Source organism: Enterobacter sp. MGH119 (assembly GCF_001037675.1).
In the GTDB taxonomy this organism is placed as follows: domain Bacteria; phylum Pseudomonadota; class Gammaproteobacteria; order Enterobacterales; family Enterobacteriaceae; genus Enterobacter; species Enterobacter hormaechei_C.
In genome coordinates, this window is sequence record NZ_KQ089929.1 from 2,180,574 (window position 1) to 2,198,215 (window position 17,642).

Below are 17,642 nucleotides of genomic sequence, written 5' to 3' on the forward strand. Positions count from 1 at the left end.
GCACCAACGGTTAAGTCTGTTAGCGCATTGCCTTGTTATGGTGCATCAGGCGCTGAGTGACTCTTCCTCGCGCACGCTGGCGGCCAGTTCGTCGCCTGCCAGCTGCAACTGATACATCTGCCAGTAGCGTCCTTTTGCCTCAAGCAGCGCTCTGTGCGTACCCCGTTCAACGGCCTGGCCACGGTGCAGAACCAGAATGGTATCGGCATCGACGATCGTTGACAGGCGGTGGGCGATCACCACCAGCGTAGTGTGATCCCGCACGGCAGCCAGCGCCTGCTGGATCGCCTGCTCGGTACCGGAGTCAATGCTTGCGGTCGCTTCATCCAGAATTAACACCTGCGGCGTCTCAATCAGCACGCGCGCCAGCGCCAGAAGTTGCTTTTGCCCGACGGAGAGGTTGTTGCCCTGCTCACCCAGCCGGGTATTGATCCCCTCGCTTAACCCGCGCGCCAGATCCGCCAGCTGCACCGTTTCCAGCACCTCCCATACCTGCTCAGGGGTGAAAGGACGTCCCAGCGTCACGTTGGCATAAAAGGTATCCGCCAGCACCACCGGATCCTGCTGCACCATCGCGACGCCCTTACGCAACGCGTTGTGGCTAAGAGAGGCAAGCGGCCGTCCGTCCAGACGGATCTCCCCCTGCGTCAACGGATAGTAGCCCATCAGCAAACTGGCGAGCGTGCTTTTGCCGCTGCCGGTATGCCCAACCAGGGCGACAAAACCACGCGACGGTACCTCGAGGTTGATATCCTGCAAGACAAGCTGGTCGTCGCGGTAGGCAAACGAGACATGATCAAACGCTATGGATCCACTTTCCAGCGGGCGTTCGTCATCGCCATAGGTCTGACGCGGCCTGTCCATTAGCTCGAATACACGTTCGCCCGCGACCACTGCCTGTTGCAGCATCGACTGCTGCGTGGTGAGTTCAATCAGCGGTTCGTTAAGGCGTCCGAGGTAACTGATAAACGCGTACAGTACCCCCACCTCGATGGTTCCGCGCGTCGTCAGGCCGAACAGCATCAGCAGTCCGCACAGCACCAGCGCTGAGAAGAGGCTCAGCAGCGGACGTAACAGGAAACCGTCCAGGCGTAACGTCTGCATCCGCGCCATATAATGCGAGCGGCTGGCTTCCCCCATTCGCTCACCAAAACGCGCCTGCTGGCGAAACTGCTGAATAACGCTCATGCCGTTGATCACTTCGTTGAAGCCATCATTGATATCTGCAAGGTAAGCGCGCACGCGGCGCACGATCGGCGTGCTGTAGCGCTGGTAAATCACCATCACGATCAGCACCGCCGGGAAAATGGTGATTGCCACCAGCGCCATCCGCCAGTCCAGGCTGAACATCGCCACCAGCATCGCGCCAATTAGCGCGGCACTGCGCAGAACCGTTGCAACAACGGTTACATAGAGGTCGCGGATCACCTCGGTGTCATTGGTGACGCGCGAAATAACCTGCCCGACCGGCTGGGTATCAAACTCGCTCAGCGGCTGGCGCAGCGCGGCATCCATCACGTCCGTGCGCAGCTGCTGCACCACGCCCACGGCGGCCCGGTTAAAGAGCAGTGACTGCGCGTAATGCAGCCCTGCAGCCGTCAGCTGTAGCCCGACGTACGCCACGCCCAGCCCGGCGACCAGGCCGAGAGGCAAATAGCCTTTCGCTACCATGTTATCGATGAAATAGCTGATAAGCAGCGGACCGGTCACCTCCGCAATCGCGGCGATCCACAGCAACAGCACGGCGATGGAAAGCGGTTTGCGCCACGGTGAGCCATAGGCCAGCAGCCGTTTTAACGTCGGCCACATCTGTCCAAACTTACGCATCGGCCACCTCCTCATCCAGCGCGGCTTCAAGCTGTTGATAGCGGTACATATCCCGATACCAGCCGGTCTGCCCGGCGAGCTGCTCATGCTGACCACGTTGGGCAATATGTCCGTGCTGAAGCACCAGAATTTCACTGGCTTCGGTAAGCGCCGACAGACGGTGCGCGCTGATGATGACCGTGCGCCCCTCTCCCCACTGGCGAAGGTTATGCAGAATTTGATGTTCAGTACGCCCGTCAACCGCGGACAGCGCATCATCCAGAATCAGGATCTCAGCGTCCAGCAGTAGCGCGCGGGCAATAGAGATACGCTGTTTTTGTCCGCCGGAGAGCATAACGCCCCGCTCACCCACTTCCGTGTCGTAGCCCTGCGGCAGGCGCAGAATATCCTCGTGGACGCTGGCCAGACGCGCCACGTGCTCGATCTGGTCCTGTGTCGCGGTCGGACACCCGAGCGCAATATTGTTGGCAATGGTGTCTGAAAACAAAAACGGCGTCTGGCTGACGACCGCCAGGCGGCTGCGCCAGTCATCCAGCAGCAGACGTGGCAGAGGGATGTCGTGGAAACGGATATCGCCTTCGCTCACGTCAAAATGGCGCTGAATCAGTGACAGAATGGTGCTTTTACCGGAACCCGTCGGGCCGCAGATGCCCAGCATCTGACCAGGACGCAGCGTGAAACTGACGTTCTCAAGCACCGGATGTTCCGTTTGCGGGTAGATAAAGGCGCGGATATCAGCCTTGAGAATACCCGGACCTTCCGGTACCGGCTCGCTGCCATCGTTCACGACCGGCACTTCCGCCAGCATGGCGCGGATACGGCTGTAAGCGGCGCTCCCACGTTCAACGATATTAAACATCCAGGCCAGCGCCAGCATCGGCCAGATCATCAGCCCAAGGTACATCGCAAAGCTGGTTAACTGCCCGAGGGTCATGGTGCCTCGCACCACCATCCAGCTGCCGCCGCCCACCGCCAGCAGGTTCGCCATGCCAATCGCAATATAAATTGTCGGATCGAAACGGGCATCAATACGCGCCACGCGCATGTTTTTCGCGCCGGTATCGGCGGCGTCGGCGGCAAACAGCGCGGACTGGCGGTCTTCCAGACCAAACGCTTTGATCATGCGGATGCTGGTCATGCTCTCCTGGGTGCGATCGTTCAGCGACGAGAACGCCGCCTGCGCCAGCTTAAAGCGTTCATGGAGCTGCTCGCCGTAGCGGTTAATTGCCAGCGCCATCAGCGGCATTGGCAGCAGCGCCAGCAGCGTGAGCTCCCAGCTAATTTGCGTAGACATCACAATCAATACCGCACAGCCCATCACCAGGGAATCCACCAGCGTTAACACCCCTTCACCGGCGGCAAACACCACGCGGTCTACATCGTTAGTGGCGCGGGCGATGAGATCCCCGGTACGGTGACGCAGATAAAACTCAGGGTGCTGGCGGCTCAGCTGACGGTAAAAGTCCTCGCGCAGCTCAACGGCAAGCTGATAGGACGCACCGAACAGCAGCACGCGCCAGACATAACGCAGCAGGTAAACCACCACGGCCGTCAGCACCAGCGTACCGACCCACATCATCACCCGTGCGGCGGTGTAATGTTGTTCGGTAACGCCATCCACGACGTAGCCCACCACTTTGGGGGGGATCAGTTGCAGAATGGCAATGATAATAAGCAGGGCCACTGCGCCGAGGTAGCGTTGCCACTCCCGACGAAAGTACCAGCTTAATTGGGCAAATAATCGCACGCGGTCTTTTCCTGAAGGTATTTTAAGAAGTTATTCAATGGGTAACGCTGTGGTGTATTTAATCTGTTCCATGGCGAAGCTGGAGGTGACATCGGACAAGCCCGGTACGCTATTGACCAGCCGCTTGTAAAAATCATCGTAGCGCTTCATGTCTGCCACCTGAACGCGCATCAGATAGTCGTATTCCCCCGCCATGCGCCAGAAGCCGAGCACCTCGGGCATGTCGGAAACCTGCGTGACGAAGCGGCAGTACCATTCGCTGCTGTGATGCTGCGTTTTTATCAGGACGAAGGCGGTCAGTCCAAGCCCCAGTTTTTCGGGATCCAGCAGCGCCACACGTCCCAGCAGAATGCCATCATCTTCCAGCTTCTTGAGGCGCTTCCAGCACGGTGTGGTGGTCAGATTAACGGCATCTGCCAGCGCCTGCAAAGAGAGGGTACAGTCGCTTTGCAGCAAAGAAAGCAGCTTACGGTCAATTTTATCTAACATAGCCACCTCGAAGAGAAAATTATTCTCCTTACATTCTATTTTAAAGGTCAGATAGCAACAATTTTTTCTGTGCTTTTCGCTATGCTGGGCACAAAATGACAAACGGATAACTACGATGAATAGCACCTGGGTTAAACATGCCATCAGCGAAATAAATGCCGACTATCAGCGCTCGGCAGACACCCACTTAATCCGCCTGCCTCTGCCGGGATTTCCCGGTATTCAGCTCTATCTGAAAGATGAAAGTACCCATCCTACCGGTAGCCTGAAGCATCGCCTGGCGCGTTCACTCTTTTTATACGGTTTATGTAACGGCTGGATTAAAGAAGGCACCACGATTATTGAATCGTCGTCCGGATCAACTGCCGTCTCCGAAGCCTACTTTGCCCGCCTGTTGGGTCTGCCGTTTATCGCCGTGATGCCCTCATGCACGGCGAAACGTAAAGTTGAACAGATCGAATTTTACGGCGGACGCTGCCACTTTGTGGACAGTGCCTGCGAAATCTATGCGGCCTCCGAAATGCTGGCCCGCGAGCTGAATGGTCACTATATGGACCAGTTCACCTTCGCCGAACGCGCCACCGACTGGCGCGGCAATAATAACATTGCGGACAGCATTTTCCGCCAGATGACCCATGAGCCGCATCCTGTCCCCTCTTACATTGTCATGAGCGCGGGCACGGGCGGAACCTCCGCCACCATCGGACGTTATATCCGCTGTCAGGGTTATGATACGCAGCTGATGGTGGTTGACCCGCAAAACTCGGTGTTCCTCGATTACTGGCAATCCCGCGATGCGAGCCTGCGCAGCCCCGTGGGGAGCAAGATCGAAGGGATTGGTCGCCCGCGCGTCGAACCCTCGTTCATTCCGGACGTTGTGGATGAAATGCTCCGCGTGCCGGATGCCGCCAGCGTCGCGACGGCGCACTGGCTGGAGACACAGCTTGGCCGTAAAGTCGGGGCTTCTACCGGCACCAATATGTGGGGCGCGCTACAGCTGGCCGCGAGGATGCGTGAAGAAGGCCGTACCGGCTCTGTCGTCACGCTGCTGTGCGACAGCGGGGAGCGATACCTGGACACCTATTACAACGCAGAATGGGTGCAGGCCAATATTGGCGATGTTGAGCCGTGGAAAGCGCAGATTTCGCAGCTGGTGAAATAAAAAAAGCCAGGCTTAGCCTGGCTTGCTGGAAGGGTCTCACTATTCGGGGGAATATGGGAGGTTATTTTTGTCCAGCCAATGCGTCAAAAAATGGGACACCGCTTCGTTACGACAGTGTCCGATAACCGGTAAATGCGGGAGCGCGGCGATAAGCTGCGGCATCGCGTTCCCCATAATCAGCCCACGACCTACGTTGCTCAGCATCTCGTGGTCGTTCATGGCGTCACCAAAGGCCATACAGTCCTGCATCGTCAGCCCCAGATGATCGCTCAGCACCGCCAGCGCGGATCCTTTGTTACAGCCCACCGGCAGCACTTCAAGACAGTCCACCGCCGAGAAGGTCAGGTGCGCCCGTTCGCCCAGCGCCTCGTTAAGCTGAATACGCAGACGGCAGAGATCGTCGTGATCGCCACAGAAGCAGATCTTGGTCACCTTGTGTGCCGGAATGCGGCGCAAATCGATAAGCTGATATTTAAAGCCGCTGTAAACGTGAGCGTGCAGCAAGGCCGGGATCTCACGCCCGGTAAACCAGCCTTCATCATTAAAAACATGCACGCTGGCCTGCGTATCCCAGGTGCTGTGCAGGACAATGTCCGCCACCTCCGGATTCAGATCCTGACGGTGCAGCACATCGCCGTCGACGGAGTGAATGCGCGTTCCGTTGCCGGTGATCAAGAACGCATCGAGGGCAAATGTCCCCAGCAGAGGGCGCATCTCCAGCACATGACGACCAGTAGCAAACGTCAGGGTAACTTCACGCTCGCGCAGGCGCTTAAGAGTGTTCAGGGTTTTCTCCCCTAAACGGTGATCCGGCATTAACAGCGTGCCGTCCATATCAAATGCAGCGAGCCGAGCCATGATTACTCCCGAAATGTGATGCGGTTAACTTGTGCATCAGTATTACGTGGGATATACGGAAGTAATAGTGAATAGATGATAATTATTGTTCCGGGTTTTTCATGCGCCAGCTTAACCGTCTTAACCAGTATCAGCGTCTGTGGCACTCGTCTGCCGGCGCACCGCAGCAGGTGACCATCAGTGAACTTGCCAGCCGCTGCTTTTGCAGCGAGCGACATGTTCGCACCCTGCTGCGCCAGGCGCAGGAGGCGGGCTGGCTAAGCTGGCACGCCCGCTCCGGACGAGGTAAGCGTGGGGAATTACGCTTTCACGTCACCCCGGATTCGTTGCGTAATACGATGATGGAAGAGGCCCTGAAAAGTGGACAGCAGCACAACGCGCTGGAGCTGGCCCAGCTCGCACCTGAAGATTTGCGATCGCTGCTGCATCCGTTTATGGGCGGACAGTGGCAGAACGATACGCCGACGCTGCGTATTCCCTACTATCGCTCGCTGGAGCCGCTTCAGCCGGGGTTTCTCCCTGGCCGGGCGGAGCAGCATCTGGCGGGACAGGTATTCTCTGGTTTGACGCGTTTTAATGGTAACAGCAGTGAACCCACGGGCGATCTGGCGCATCACTGGGAAGTCTCTGCTGACGGCCTGCGCTGGCATTTCTACATTCGCTCCACCCTGCACTGGCATAACGGCGATAAAATAGAGACGGCACAGCTCCGGCAAAGCCTGACGGCGCTGTTATCGCAGCCCGGCATGGGCACGCTGTTCCGCAGCGTCTTACGTATCGAAACCACGCACCCGCAGTGCCTGACGTTTATTCTCCATCAACCTGACTACTGGCTGGCGCACAGGCTGGCAACCTACTGTAGCCGTCTGGCGCATCCCGATTACCCCGTGGTGGGCAGCGGTCCCTTTCGGCTGAGCGTTTTTGAGCCTGAACTGGTGCGTCTGGAAAGCCACGAGCAGTATCATCTTGGCCATCCGTTGCTTAAGGCTATCGAGTACTGGATCACGCCCCAGCTTTTTGACTACAGTCTGGGCACCAGCTGTCGCCACCCGGTGCAAATCGCCATTGGCGAGGCCGACGAGCTGGCCAGCCTGCGGCTGGTGAGTAACAGCACCAGTCTGGGCTTCTGCTACCTCACGCTGAAACAGAGTCCACGTCTGAGCGAACTTCAGGCAAAGCGGCTGATTAATATCATTCATCTCTCAACGCTGCTGCACACCCTTCCCCTGAACGAAGGGCTCATCACTCCTACCGAGGAACTGCTTCCCGGCTGGGCGATCCCCCAGTGGCCTGATTTAACCGACGTTGCGCTGCCAGAGGCATTGACGCTGGTCTACCACCTGCCGGTTGAGCTTCACACCATGGCCAGCCAGTTAAAAGCATACCTTACGCGGCAGGGTTGTGAACTGACCGTCATCTTTCATGACGCCAAAACGTGGGACGGGTGCCAGCAGCTTGCCGATGCAGACATCATGATGGGAGACAGACTGATTGGCGAAGCGCCGGCGTACACGCTTGAGCAGTGGCTCCGCTGCGATGCGCTCTGGCCGCATCTGCTGAGCGCACCGGCATTCGCCCATTTGCAGGCCACGCTGGATGCGGTGCAGTCGCAGGCCGACGAGCGTGACCGACACGCAGGACTTCAGGCTATATTCAGCCGGTTAATGGAGACAGCCGTCCTGACGCCGCTCTTTAACTACCAGTATCAAATCAGCGCGCCTCCGGGCGTCAACGGCATACGCCTTAACACTCGCGGCTGGTTTGACTTCACCGAAGCCTGGCTTCCTCCACCAAACGCGTGAAGAAGCTGGTCGCCGCTTTAGCCAGGCGTTAACATGACGCTTTTACTGTAACTGTCGAGATGATCTATGAAACGTGCCGTCGTCGTGTTCAGCGGAGGACAAGATTCCACCACCTGCCTGATTCAGGCGCTTCACCAGTATGATGAAGTGCACTGCGTCACTTTTGATTATGGTCAGCGTCATCGCGCTGAAATCGATGTCGCTCGTGAACTGGCTCTCAAACTGGGCGCCCGCGCTCATAAAGTGCTGGACGTGACGCTGTTAAATGAACTGGCCGTCAGCAGCCTCACCCGCGACAGCATTCCGGTGCCTGATTACGAACCGGATGCCAGCGGCATTCCGAACACCTTCGTACCGGGCCGCAACATTCTCTTCCTGACCCTGACGGCGATCTATGCCTACCAGGTGAAAGCCGAAGCGGTGATCACGGGCGTGTGTGAGACCGACTTCTCTGGCTACCCGGACTGCCGGGATGAATTCGTGAAAGCACTCAATCACGCCGTCGATCTGGGAATGGCAAAAGAGACCCGCTTCGAAACGCCGCTGATGTGGCTGGATAAGGCTGAAACCTGGGCGCTGGCCGACTACTGGGGCAAGCTGGATGTCGTTCGCAACGAGACCCTGACCTGCTACAACGGCATTAAAGGGGACGGCTGTGGGCAGTGTGCCGCCTGTAACCTGCGCGCGAACGGTCTGAATCATTATTTTGCGGATAAAGCGGGCGTTATGGCCGCAATGCAGAAAAAGACCGGGCTGAAATAAGGGCTACCTGACCGTGCTGTCGAACAGTTTTACACCGGCAGCACGGGTAATTTTCATCAGTGTAGTCAGCGTTGGGTTACCATTTTCGGACAGGGTACGGTATAGCTGCTGACGTGAAAGCCCCGCTTTGGCTGAAATCTCTCCAATACCGCCGCGCGCTTCGATAACGCGTCTGAGGGCAATCAAATAGGCTGGGATCCCCTGGTCCTCGTAAATTTCATCCAGTGCAATTTGCAGATAGAGTTGCGCGTAAGAAGGATTTTCGCGCAGCATTTTGACTACAGCTTCATCATGGCTGACGGTACTTGAGAATTTTCGCTCACTTTTGCTCATGGAGTTTATCCTTTTGATGATCTTTCCAGTAATCTATTGCCAGCATCACATCCGCTTTCTGGCTCTTTTTGTCACCGCCGATCAGCAACAATAAGATTTCCCGATGCTGGACCGCAAAATAGACTCGATAACCGGGACCACTATCAACCTTCAACTCCCAGACACCCTCTCTGAGATAACGGTAATCGCCAAAATTCCCCTTCTCAGCGCGGTCGATTCGCAGAAGGATCCGAAACGCCAGCTCCGGATCCTTTCGTCTCAACTTTGCTACCCAATCCTCAAACGGTATTTTTCCGTCGCGGGTTCGGTAACGTTTAACAACGTAGTCCCTGTTCATGATTTTATCCCTGAAAACCCTTCTTGTCTTTTATAAAAGACAAAAACTTACGCGATCATCAGCTCCAGCTTTTCGCGCAACTCCCCTTCCAGCGGCAACGCTTTCTGGGTTTTGAGATCGATACAGACAAAGGTGATCAGCGCATCGGCCACAATCTGCCCTTCTGGCTCCAGCGTAACGACCTGGCTCAATACACCACTTTTGCCATTCAGTTGTTGAACCTCACTGGTCACGGTGAGCACATCTCCCAGCACAGCCGGGCGGCGGTAGTTAATGTTGATATTGACGACCACAAACGCGATGTTGTGTGCGGTTAGCCACTGGAAGCTTTCGCTGTTCTCCAGGCCGTCCCAGCGCGCCTCTTCAAGAAATTCAAGGTAGCGGGCGTTATTGACGTGCTGGTAAACATCGAGGTGATAACCACGGACTTTGATTTGTGTCTGCATAGCGCAATAGCCTTTCGTTGTTATAGGTTCAGAGGTCATAACTGGTATGACCTCTTTATCCTGGCAAATTTTTGCCGCAGTGCAAGTGATTACGCGATTACAGCGTCAGGTGTGCGAGATTGCGCTCAACCAGCGCGCTGCCCATACCCGGCACCTGCTTGAGATCGTCAAGGGTTTTGAAAGGACCATACTCTTCACGATAGCTGACGATGGCCTGCGCTTTTTTGAGGCCCACGCCATTCATTACGCGGGCAAGATCGTCCGCAGAGGCAGTATTAATACTGACCCGCGTACCCTCGTCCTCAATGGCTTTCGTGCTGGCCGTCGCGTTGACTTTAACCTGACCTTGTGACGTTGCATCGGCCTGAGTTTGTGCAGCCTGGGCTTTAGACGAGGGTGACGCCGCCAGCGCGCCCGCACTCATCCCGGAAGTGGCAATAGCCAGTGTAATTAACAGTGCTTTGATTCCACATTTCATGCTGTTTTCTCCTTGTTTGTTGACAGCCATGCCACGATAGCCGCACGGAAAAACAGGGACAAACAGCAGATTGCAGAAATGGAAAAGGCCGCGAAAGCGGCCTTTAGTTTTTGCAGAACGTTACGAAAATCTGCGAGCAGACACGTAATTATTGCTCCTGAGTGACCACATCACCCAGCTTGATTTTGGCTTCTTTACGCAGGTTGCTCATCAACGCTTCGAAAGCAATCTGGGCATTGTTCTGGGTAATTCCCTGAACCATGGCCTTCTTCTGCGCGTCTGGCAGCGTGCCGGCTTTCACTTCATCCAGCGCCAGAACCACCACGTTACCCTGCATATCGGTCGTGGTGCCAAAGACAGGTTTGTCTTTCGCCGGCAGGCTCAGACCAAACGCCGCCTGGCTGACAGGATCCTGACCGGTACGGCTCAGCGTTTTTGCTTCGCCAAAGCTCAGGCCAGCCGCTTTCAGCGCATCGTTCTTACCGGCTTTCAGGTCGGCCAGAATTTTCTCTGCATCCAGTTTTGCCTGCTGTGCCGCTTTGTTGTGTTTCACCAGCGCCACCACCTGATCTTTCACTTCCGCCAGGGGCTTCACTGCCTCGGCTTTGTGCTCGCTGACGCGCAGTACGAACGCACGATCACCGTCAACGGTAATAATGTCTGAGTTGCTGCCCGGCGTACCATTCTCACCGACCAGACCACCATTGAAAATGGCATCTGAAACCGGTTTGAAGTTCAGTTCTTCCGGCAGGTTTTCGTGGCTGAACCAGCCCGTCTCAACCGCTTTCACGCCAGCAGCCTGCTCAGCGCCCGCCAGTGATTCGTTGTCGTTGCTTGCGGCATCGCTCACTTTCTGTTGCAGAGCATAGAAGGCATCCAGCGCTTTCTCCTGCTTCACTTTCGCAGCGATATCATCACGAACGTCAGCCAGCGGCTTGGTTTTCGCCGCCACAACATCGTCCAGACGCGCCACCAGGAAGCCGACGGAGGATTTGATTACACCAGACAGTTGGCCTTTCTCTTTCAGGCCTGCATTTTTCAGCTCATCCGGGGTAGTTGACTCTTCCAGCCAGCCCATATCACCGCCGTTTTTGGCAGAAATAATGTCGGTGGATTTTGCTTTCGCTAAGGTGGCGAAATCAGCGCCTTTGTTCAGCTCGTCCAGCACGGCTTTCGCTTCTGCTTCCGTTTTGGTCTGGATCACGCTGTAACGGTTACGCTGCGGCTGAGTGAACTGATCCTGATGCTGGTCGTAATAAGACTGGATCTCGGCGTCAGTCGCATTTTCCTGCATCGCCGCTGCATCCAGCTTGATATAGCTTACGCGGAACTGTTCCGGAGAGATGAAGTTGTTCTTGTTTTGCTCGTAGTAAGCATTAACTTCAGCGTCGCTAACCTGCTGTTTCGCTGCCAGTGCGTTGACATCAATCGTCGCTTCACGCACCACGCGTTGCTGCGCCACCAGTGCCGCCAGCTCTTCAGTTTCACCTTTCAGCATGAAATCGGTGCCCACCACCGCGTTGATCAGCTGTTGCGTGGTCAACTGGTTACGCAGTGCCTGAGCGTACTGGTCAGCCGTCATACCCATCTGGTTAACAATGCTGTTGTAACGCGCGTTGTCGAACTTCCCATTAGACTGGAAAGCCTGCGTCGAGAAGATGGCTTTTTTAACCTGCTCATCGCTGATGCCCAGACCCAGGCTTTTCGCGTACTGATCCAGCAGCGCCTCGTCAATAAGGCGGTTTAGCGTCTGCTGACGCAGGTTTTTCATATAGCCTTCGTTGGCTGCAAGTTCAGAGTATTGGTCGCCCAGCTGTTGCTGCATGCGGTTACGTTCACCAGCAAAAGCGTTCTCGAACTGCCCACGGCTAATTTCCTGGCCATTCACTTTTGCGGCGTAGTTCGCGCCACCGCCGATGAGGTAACTACTCACACCGGTCAATATGAACGACACGATAATGATACCGAAAATAATCTTGAGCACGAGACTGTTAGCAGCCGTGCGTAAGCTGTCCATCATGGTGTAACAACACTCCGCTGTAGGTGACTGGTTACCTGACGCTGACGGAAAATCCTGACCGTCGCGCGTAAAGGCGTATTGTGACAAGAAAACAGGGCAATTGTCAGCCCACAACTCGCATAAACTCGCACAAATCAGGTCTGGACAAACAAAAAAGGCACATCAAACGATGCGCCCTTGTACTTTTCAGCTTCCCTGGAGCGGGAAAGCAATCAGTTTACTGCGTCTTTCAGCGCTTTACCTGCACGGAAACCCGGCACTTTAGCGGCAGCAATGGTGATCTCTTTGCCGGTCTGAGGGTTGCGGCCAGTACGGGCTGCACGCTCTTTAACCGCAAAAGTACCGAAGCCTACCAGTGCAACGTCGTCCCCAGCTTGCAGAGATTCAGTAACAGAAGCAATTAAAGCATCTAAAGCACGTCCAGCTGCCGCTTTAGAAATATCAGCACCCGCAGCAATTTTGTCAATCAGTTGAGATTTATTCACTGTTCTCTTCCTCTCTTTATAATTTATATCGCACCTGAATCCTTCACAGCGCGACCGCGCAGCAGTTATATCAGTCCTGCTATGACCTTACAACACCCGTTGTTGATGGCTAACCCAATCAGCAATCTAAATTAGCTATACAAAAAAAGGCTGGCAAGTACGAAATGACTTACCAGCCTTGTTTTTATTGGCGCTCTTTGCGCGAGGTCACTATTTTGCAGTTACAACCTGCATTCCGGACGGTTCATTTTGCAGTGCGAGAGTCAGAACTTCCTCAATGCGTTTCACCGGATGGATCTGCAAATCGGCAATAACGTTGTCCGGAATCTCTTCCAGATCGCGTTTATTCTCGTAAGGGATCAATACGGTTTTGATCCCACCGCGGTGTGCCGCCAGCAGTTTTTCTTTTAACCCGCCGATAGGCAGTACCTGACCACGCAGCGTAATTTCACCGGTCATGGCCACATCAGCACGAACCGGATTACCTGTCAGGCAGGAAACCAGCGCAGTACACATGGCAATACCCGCGCTTGGGCCATCTTTCGGCGTCGCCCCTTCCGGAACGTGAACGTGAATGTCGCGTTTTTCGTAGAAATCAGGGTTGATACCCAGTTTTTCCGCACGCGCGCGCACCACGGTCAGCGCCGCCTGGATGGACTCCTGCATCACTTCACCCAGCGAACCGGTGTAGGTCAGCTTGCCTTTGCCCGGAACACAGGCGGTTTCGATGGTCAGCAGATCGCCGCCCACTTCCGTCCATGCCAGACCGGTCACCTGACCAACACGGTTTTCGTTGTCTGCGCGACCGTAGTCGAAGCGTTGAACGCCCAGGTACGCATGCAGATTGTCGCCGTTAATCACGATGTGCTTCAGGCTCTTATCCAGCAGCAGCTGTTTCACTGCCTTACGGCACAGCTTAGAGATCTCACGTTCGAGGCTACGCACACCCGCTTCACGGGTGTAGTAACGAATAATGCCGACAATGGCGCTGTCCTCAACGGTCAGCTCGTTGGCTTTAAGCGCGTTACGCTCAATCTGCTTCGGCAGCAGGTGCTGTTTGGCAATGTTCAGCTTCTCGTCTTCGGTATAACCGGACAGACGGATCACTTCCATACGGTCCAGCAGCGGTGCCGGAATGTTCATGGAGTTCGACGTCGCCACGAACATCACATCGCTCAGGTCGTAATCCACTTCCAGGTAGTGATCGCTAAACGCCACGTTCTGCTCTGGATCAAGCACTTCCAGCAGCGCCGACGCCGGATCGCCACGCATGTCCGAAGACATTTTGTCGATCTCATCGAGCAGGAACAGCGGGTTTTTGACGCCCACTTTCGCCATTTTCTGGATAAGCTTGCCCGGCATGGAACCGATGTAGGTACGGCGGTGACCGCGGATTTCCGCTTCATCACGCACGCCGCCCAGCGCCATACGGATGTACTTACGCCCTGTCGCTTTGGCGATGGACTGGCCCAGAGAGGTTTTACCCACCCCTGGAGGCCCTACCAGGCACAGGATTGGGCCTTTGATTTTGTTCACACGGCTCTGTACCGCGAGGTACTCAAGAATGCGGTCTTTCACACGTTCCAGGCCGTAGTGGTCGGTATCCAGGATCTCCTGGGCCTGACGCAGGTCTTTTTTGACCTTGCTGCGGGCATTCCACGGAACCTGCACCATCCACTCAATGTAGCCGCGTACAACGGTCGCTTCCGCCGACATCGGAGACATCATTTTCAGCTTCTGCAACTCAGCTTCAGCTTTCTCTTTCGCCTCTTTCGGCATCTTCGCCGCGTCGATCTTACGCTTCAGCGCTTCGTTTTCATCCGGCGCATCGTCCATCTCGCCGAGCTCTTTCTGAATGGCTTTCATTTGCTCGTTCAGATAGTACTCACGCTGCGATTTTTCCATCTGCTTTTTGACGCGGTTGCGAATGCGCTTCTCAACCTGGAGCAGATCGATCTCAGACTCCATCATCGCCATCAGGTATTCCAGACGTTCGTTAACGTCGGACATTTCCAGCACGGACTGTTTGTCAGCCAGCTTCAGCGGCATATGCGCAGCGATGGTATCCGCCAGACGTGCAGGATCGTCGATGCTGTTCAGCGACGTCAGCACTTCAGGTGGGATTTTCTTATTCAGCTTGATGTAGCCTTCGAACTGGCTGATCGCGGTGCGTACCAGCACTTCCTGCTCGCGCTCATCAAGTTCCGGTGAATCAAGGTACTCTGCCTTCGCAGAGAAGTGCTCGCCATCGTCTGACAGAGTGGTAATACGCGCACGCTGTAAGCCTTCCACCAGCACCTTCACGGTGCCGTCTGGCAGCTTCAGCATCTGCAAAATAGAGGCCACGGTCCCGACGGTGAAAAGATCGTTTACACCCGGCTCATCCGTTGATGCTTCTTTCTGCGCGACCAACATGATTTTTTTATCATGATCCATGGCGGCTTCGAGGCAACGGATAGATTTTTCCCGCCCTACAAATAAGGGTATGACCATGTGCGGATAAACCACCACATCGCGCAACGGCAATACGGGGATTTCAATGCGTTCAGAACGCTCAGGATTCATAGAGCTCTCTCTTAGTTTAGTGTCCGCCAGGTAAACTGGTCATGTAACTGTGCTTCACACAACCATTAACATGTAATCCAGTATATGGGGATGTTTCCCATACATTCAACGCCATGAATACGGAAAAAGTAAAGGGGAGATAAAATCCCCCCTTTTTGATTAACTGATTGTATGAAATGGTGAATTATTCGCCAGATGCCTGCTGCGCTTCCGGTTTACCGTAAATCAGTAACGGCTTGGTCTGGCCACCAATGACGGACTCGTCGATCACGACTTTTTCGACGTCTTCCATAGAAGGAAGATCGTACATCGTGTCGAGCAATGCTGCTTCCACGATAGAACGCAGGCCACGGGCACCGGTTTTACGCGCCATCGCTTTCTTGGCAATCGCGTCCAACGCTTCGTCACGGAATTCCAGCTCAACGCCTTCAAGATTAAACAGCGCCTGATACTGCTTGGTCAGCGCGTTTTTCGGCTCTTTCAGGATCTGAATCAACGCGTCTTCGCTCAGTTCGTTCAGGGTCGCCACAACCGGCAGACGGCCGATAAATTCCGGAATCAAACCGAATTTGATCAGATCTTCCGGCTCAACCTGCGCCAGCAGCTGGCCTTCGTTTGGTTTTTCAGACGTGGCTTTCACCGTTGCGCCAAAACCAATGCCGGAGCCGGTTTCCACACGGTGAGAGATCACTTTATCCAGGCCTGCAAACGCACCACCACAGATAAACAGGATCTTAGAGGTATCAACCTGCAAGAATTCCTGCTGCGGATGTTTACGCCCACCCTGCGGTGGAACAGCCGCAACCGTACCTTCAATCAGCTTCAGGAGCGCCTGCTGCACGCCCTCGCCCGAGACGTCACGGGTGATGGACGGGTTGTCTGATTTACGAGAGATTTTGTCGATCTCATCGATATAGACGATCCCGCGCTGGGCTTTCTGTACGTCGTAATCGCACTTCTGGAGCAGCTTCTGGATAATATTTTCAACGTCTTCACCCACATAACCGGCTTCGGTCAGGGTGGTGGCATCCGCCATAGTGAACGGAACATCCAGCAGGCGCGCCAGCGTTTCTGCCAGCAGGGTTTTACCGGAACCGGTAGGCCCGATCAGCAAAATGTTACTTTTGCCCAGTTCTACGCCATTGCTGGTATCGCCGTTACGCAGACGTTTGTAGTGGTTGTATACCGCCACCGCCAGCACTTTTTTCGCCTGCTCCTGACCAATAACATAGTCGTCCAGGTGGTGGCGAATCTCGTGTGGCGTTGGTAACGCGCTGCGCTCACGGTGCGGCGCGACTTCTTTAATCTCTTCGCGAATGATGTCGTTACATAAATCGACGCATTCGTCGCAGATATACACGGACGGCCCGGCAATCAGTTTACGCACTTCATGCTGGCTTTTGCCGCAAAAAGAGCAGTACAGCAGTTTGCCCGAACCATCTTTGCGTTTATCTGTCATGAGTCCAAACCTCTTTTTAAGTTCTATGTGCCGCACATGACGACGCAAATGCCATTCTCAGACGCAAGCTGCTTACAGGCAACGTGCCGCCCTACCTTAGTATAGCGGCACACTCGCGTCGCGGGCATCAATTACGATGGGTCAAAATGGAGTCGACTAAGCCGTACTCAACTGCCTCTGGCGCAGAGAGGAAGCGATCGCGCTCGGTATCGCGCTCGATCTGCTCGAGAGGTTGACCCGTATGCTGCGCCATAAGTTCATTCATGCGCGCTTTTACTTTCAGAATTTCTCGGGCGTGGATTTCAATATCCGTCGCCTGGCCCTGGTAACCACCCAGCGGCTGGTGAATCATCACGCGGGAATTAGGCAGGCAGAAACGCTTACCTTTCGCCCCTGCGGTTAACAGGAAAGCCCCCATGGACGCCGCCTGCCCCATACAGATGGTGCTGACATCCGGCTTGATGAATTGCATGGTGTCATAAATAGACATGCCCGCCGTAATAACACCGCCCGGCGAGTTGATATACAGGTAAATGTCTTTTTCCGGGTTTTCCGCTTCCAGGAACAGCATCTGCGCCACGATCAGGTTAGCCATATGGTCTTCCACCTGGCCGGTCAGAAAGATAACGCGTTCCTTGAGCAGACGGGAATAGATATCGAAAGAACGCTCACCGCGTGAGGTCTGTTCAATAACCATTGGCACCAGCGCCATATGGGGTGCAAAGTTATCTCGTTCGCCACTGTATGACATTTCCGTCTCCTGGTTCAAAATTGAAAACACCTGCTGTACTGATTGTAACCTTATGGACGGATTATCAGCCAGTCTCAATCATCGTGATTACATACTAATGGGGGTCGCCATGCCCTATTTC

General features: G+C 55.0%; 16 protein-coding genes. 3 read left to right on the forward strand and 13 right to left on the reverse strand.

The annotated features are described in order from the left end of the window. Positions 1–45 precede the first annotated feature (45 nt). From SK53_RS10445 to SK53_RS10455, 3 genes are read right to left on the reverse strand one after another with little or no spacing between them, the layout of a single operon-like run. On the reverse strand, positions 46–1,827 hold the full coding sequence (locus SK53_RS10445) for a SmdB family multidrug efflux ABC transporter permease/ATP-binding protein (RefSeq protein ID WP_023315529.1): 1,782 nt from the start codon (positions 1,825–1,827) through the stop codon (positions 46–48). After that, positions 1,820–3,574, reverse strand: coding sequence for a SmdA family multidrug ABC transporter permease/ATP-binding protein (locus tag SK53_RS10450; RefSeq protein WP_023315528.1), 1,755 nt, complete (start codon positions 3,572–3,574; stop codon positions 1,820–1,822). The genes SK53_RS10445 and SK53_RS10450 overlap by 8 nt, the downstream gene beginning before the upstream one ends. A gap of 30 nt (positions 3,575–3,604) precedes the next feature. Further along, positions 3,605–4,063, reverse strand: a complete 459-nt coding sequence (locus SK53_RS10455) for an Lrp/AsnC family transcriptional regulator (RefSeq protein WP_015571267.1) — start codon at positions 4,061–4,063, stop codon at positions 3,605–3,607. A 115-nt stretch (positions 4,064–4,178) separates the two neighbouring features. Between SK53_RS10455 and SK53_RS10460 the strand changes: the two genes are divergently transcribed. Further along, a complete protein-coding gene (locus SK53_RS10460; RefSeq protein ID WP_003859036.1) occupies positions 4,179–5,225 on the forward strand; it encodes a PLP-dependent cysteine synthase family protein in 1,047 nt (348 codons plus the stop codon). 39 nt (positions 5,226–5,264) lie between these two features. Here the strand turns inward: SK53_RS10460 and cof are convergent, their stop codons facing one another. Continuing rightward, a complete protein-coding gene (cof, locus tag SK53_RS10465) occupies positions 5,265–6,083 on the reverse strand; it encodes an HMP-PP phosphatase (protein WP_048209271.1) in 819 nt (272 codons plus the stop codon). A 101-nt stretch (positions 6,084–6,184) separates the two neighbouring features. On the opposite strand from cof, the gene SK53_RS10470 reads away from it, so the two are divergent. Beyond that, positions 6,185–7,885: an SgrR family transcriptional regulator gene (locus tag SK53_RS10470; RefSeq protein WP_048209273.1), complete on the forward strand. Its 1,701-nt coding sequence runs from the start codon at positions 6,185–6,187 to the stop codon at positions 7,883–7,885. A 66-nt stretch (positions 7,886–7,951) separates the two neighbouring features. Next, positions 7,952–8,647, forward strand: coding sequence for a 7-cyano-7-deazaguanine synthase QueC (queC, locus tag SK53_RS10475; protein WP_015571271.1), 696 nt, complete (start codon positions 7,952–7,954; stop codon positions 8,645–8,647). A gap of 3 nt (positions 8,648–8,650) precedes the next feature. Here queC and SK53_RS10480 read toward each other — a convergent pair whose 3' ends face one another. The 9 genes from SK53_RS10480 to clpP all read right to left on the reverse strand — a co-directional run bounded on the left by SK53_RS10480 (position 8,651) and on the right by clpP (position 17,521). Then, positions 8,651–8,980 carry a helix-turn-helix domain-containing transcriptional regulator gene (locus SK53_RS10480; protein ID WP_022650480.1) on the reverse strand — a complete coding sequence of 110 codons (330 nt, stop codon included), beginning with the start codon at positions 8,978–8,980 and terminating at the stop codon, positions 8,651–8,653. Continuing rightward, the gene (locus SK53_RS10485) at positions 8,967–9,317 is read right to left on the reverse strand and encodes a type II toxin-antitoxin system RelE/ParE family toxin (protein WP_023324235.1); all 351 of its coding nucleotides are present in this window, start codon (positions 9,315–9,317) and stop codon (positions 8,967–8,969) included. The genes SK53_RS10480 and SK53_RS10485 overlap by 14 nt, the downstream gene beginning before the upstream one ends. A gap of 47 nt (positions 9,318–9,364) precedes the next feature. After that, positions 9,365–9,763: a YbgC/FadM family acyl-CoA thioesterase gene (locus SK53_RS10490; RefSeq protein ID WP_023315524.1), complete on the reverse strand. Its 399-nt coding sequence runs from the start codon at positions 9,761–9,763 to the stop codon at positions 9,365–9,367. Positions 9,764–9,860: 97 nt separating this feature from the next. Beyond that, a complete protein-coding gene (locus SK53_RS10495; RefSeq protein ID WP_048209278.1) occupies positions 9,861–10,241 on the reverse strand; it encodes a helix-hairpin-helix domain-containing protein in 381 nt (126 codons plus the stop codon). Between the two features lie 148 nt (positions 10,242–10,389). Continuing rightward, positions 10,390–12,261 carry a peptidylprolyl isomerase gene (gene ppiD / locus SK53_RS10500; protein ID WP_045142051.1) on the reverse strand — a complete coding sequence of 624 codons (1,872 nt, stop codon included), beginning with the start codon at positions 12,259–12,261 and terminating at the stop codon, positions 10,390–10,392. A gap of 212 nt (positions 12,262–12,473) precedes the next feature. Continuing rightward, positions 12,474–12,746, reverse strand: coding sequence for a nucleoid-associated protein HU-beta (gene hupB, locus SK53_RS10505; RefSeq protein WP_002444653.1), 273 nt, complete (start codon positions 12,744–12,746; stop codon positions 12,474–12,476). A 210-nt stretch (positions 12,747–12,956) separates the two neighbouring features. Beyond that, the gene (gene lon, locus SK53_RS10510) at positions 12,957–15,311 is read right to left on the reverse strand and encodes an endopeptidase La (protein WP_006809878.1); all 2,355 of its coding nucleotides are present in this window, start codon (positions 15,309–15,311) and stop codon (positions 12,957–12,959) included. 184 nt (positions 15,312–15,495) lie between these two features. After that, positions 15,496–16,770 carry an ATP-dependent protease ATP-binding subunit ClpX gene (gene clpX, locus SK53_RS10515; RefSeq protein ID WP_006809879.1) on the reverse strand — a complete coding sequence of 425 codons (1,275 nt, stop codon included), beginning with the start codon at positions 16,768–16,770 and terminating at the stop codon, positions 15,496–15,498. 127 nt (positions 16,771–16,897) lie between these two features. Further along, positions 16,898–17,521, reverse strand: coding sequence for an ATP-dependent Clp endopeptidase proteolytic subunit ClpP (gene clpP, locus SK53_RS10520; RefSeq protein ID WP_006809880.1), 624 nt, complete (start codon positions 17,519–17,521; stop codon positions 16,898–16,900). Positions 17,522–17,642: the final 121 nt, after the last annotated feature.

What these genes read in the sequence shown, in the direction of transcription:
- SK53_RS10490 (WP_023315524.1), bottom strand. Translation starts at nt 9,763, where the DNA reads ATGCAGACACAAATCAAAGTCCGTGGTTATCACCTCGATGTTTACCAG.
- queC (WP_015571271.1), top strand. Translation starts at nt 7,952, where the DNA reads ATGAAACGTGCCGTCGTCGTGTTCAGCGGAGGACAAGATTCCACCACC.
- SK53_RS10445 (WP_023315529.1), bottom strand. Translation starts at nt 1,827, where the DNA reads ATGCGTAAGTTTGGACAGATGTGGCCGACGTTAAAACGGCTGCTGGCC.
- cof (WP_048209271.1), bottom strand. Translation starts at nt 6,083, where the DNA reads ATGGCTCGGCTCGCTGCATTTGATATGGACGGCACGCTGTTAATGCCG.
- ppiD (WP_045142051.1), bottom strand. Translation starts at nt 12,261, where the DNA reads ATGATGGACAGCTTACGCACGGCTGCTAACAGTCTCGTGCTCAAGATT.
- SK53_RS10460 (WP_003859036.1), top strand. Translation starts at nt 4,179, where the DNA reads ATGAATAGCACCTGGGTTAAACATGCCATCAGCGAAATAAATGCCGAC.
- SK53_RS10455 (WP_015571267.1), bottom strand. Translation starts at nt 4,063, where the DNA reads ATGTTAGATAAAATTGACCGTAAGCTGCTTTCTTTGCTGCAAAGCGAC.
- SK53_RS10485 (WP_023324235.1), bottom strand. Translation starts at nt 9,317, where the DNA reads ATGAACAGGGACTACGTTGTTAAACGTTACCGAACCCGCGACGGAAAA.
- SK53_RS10470 (WP_048209273.1), top strand. Translation starts at nt 6,185, where the DNA reads ATGCGCCAGCTTAACCGTCTTAACCAGTATCAGCGTCTGTGGCACTCG.
- SK53_RS10495 (WP_048209278.1), bottom strand. Translation starts at nt 10,241, where the DNA reads ATGAAATGTGGAATCAAAGCACTGTTAATTACACTGGCTATTGCCACT.
- SK53_RS10480 (WP_022650480.1), bottom strand. Translation starts at nt 8,980, where the DNA reads ATGAGCAAAAGTGAGCGAAAATTCTCAAGTACCGTCAGCCATGATGAA.
- clpX (WP_006809879.1), bottom strand. Translation starts at nt 16,770, where the DNA reads ATGACAGATAAACGCAAAGATGGTTCGGGCAAACTGCTGTACTGCTCT.
- clpP (WP_006809880.1), bottom strand. Translation starts at nt 17,521, where the DNA reads ATGTCATACAGTGGCGAACGAGATAACTTTGCACCCCATATGGCGCTG.
- lon (WP_006809878.1), bottom strand. Translation starts at nt 15,311, where the DNA reads ATGAATCCTGAGCGTTCTGAACGCATTGAAATCCCCGTATTGCCGTTG.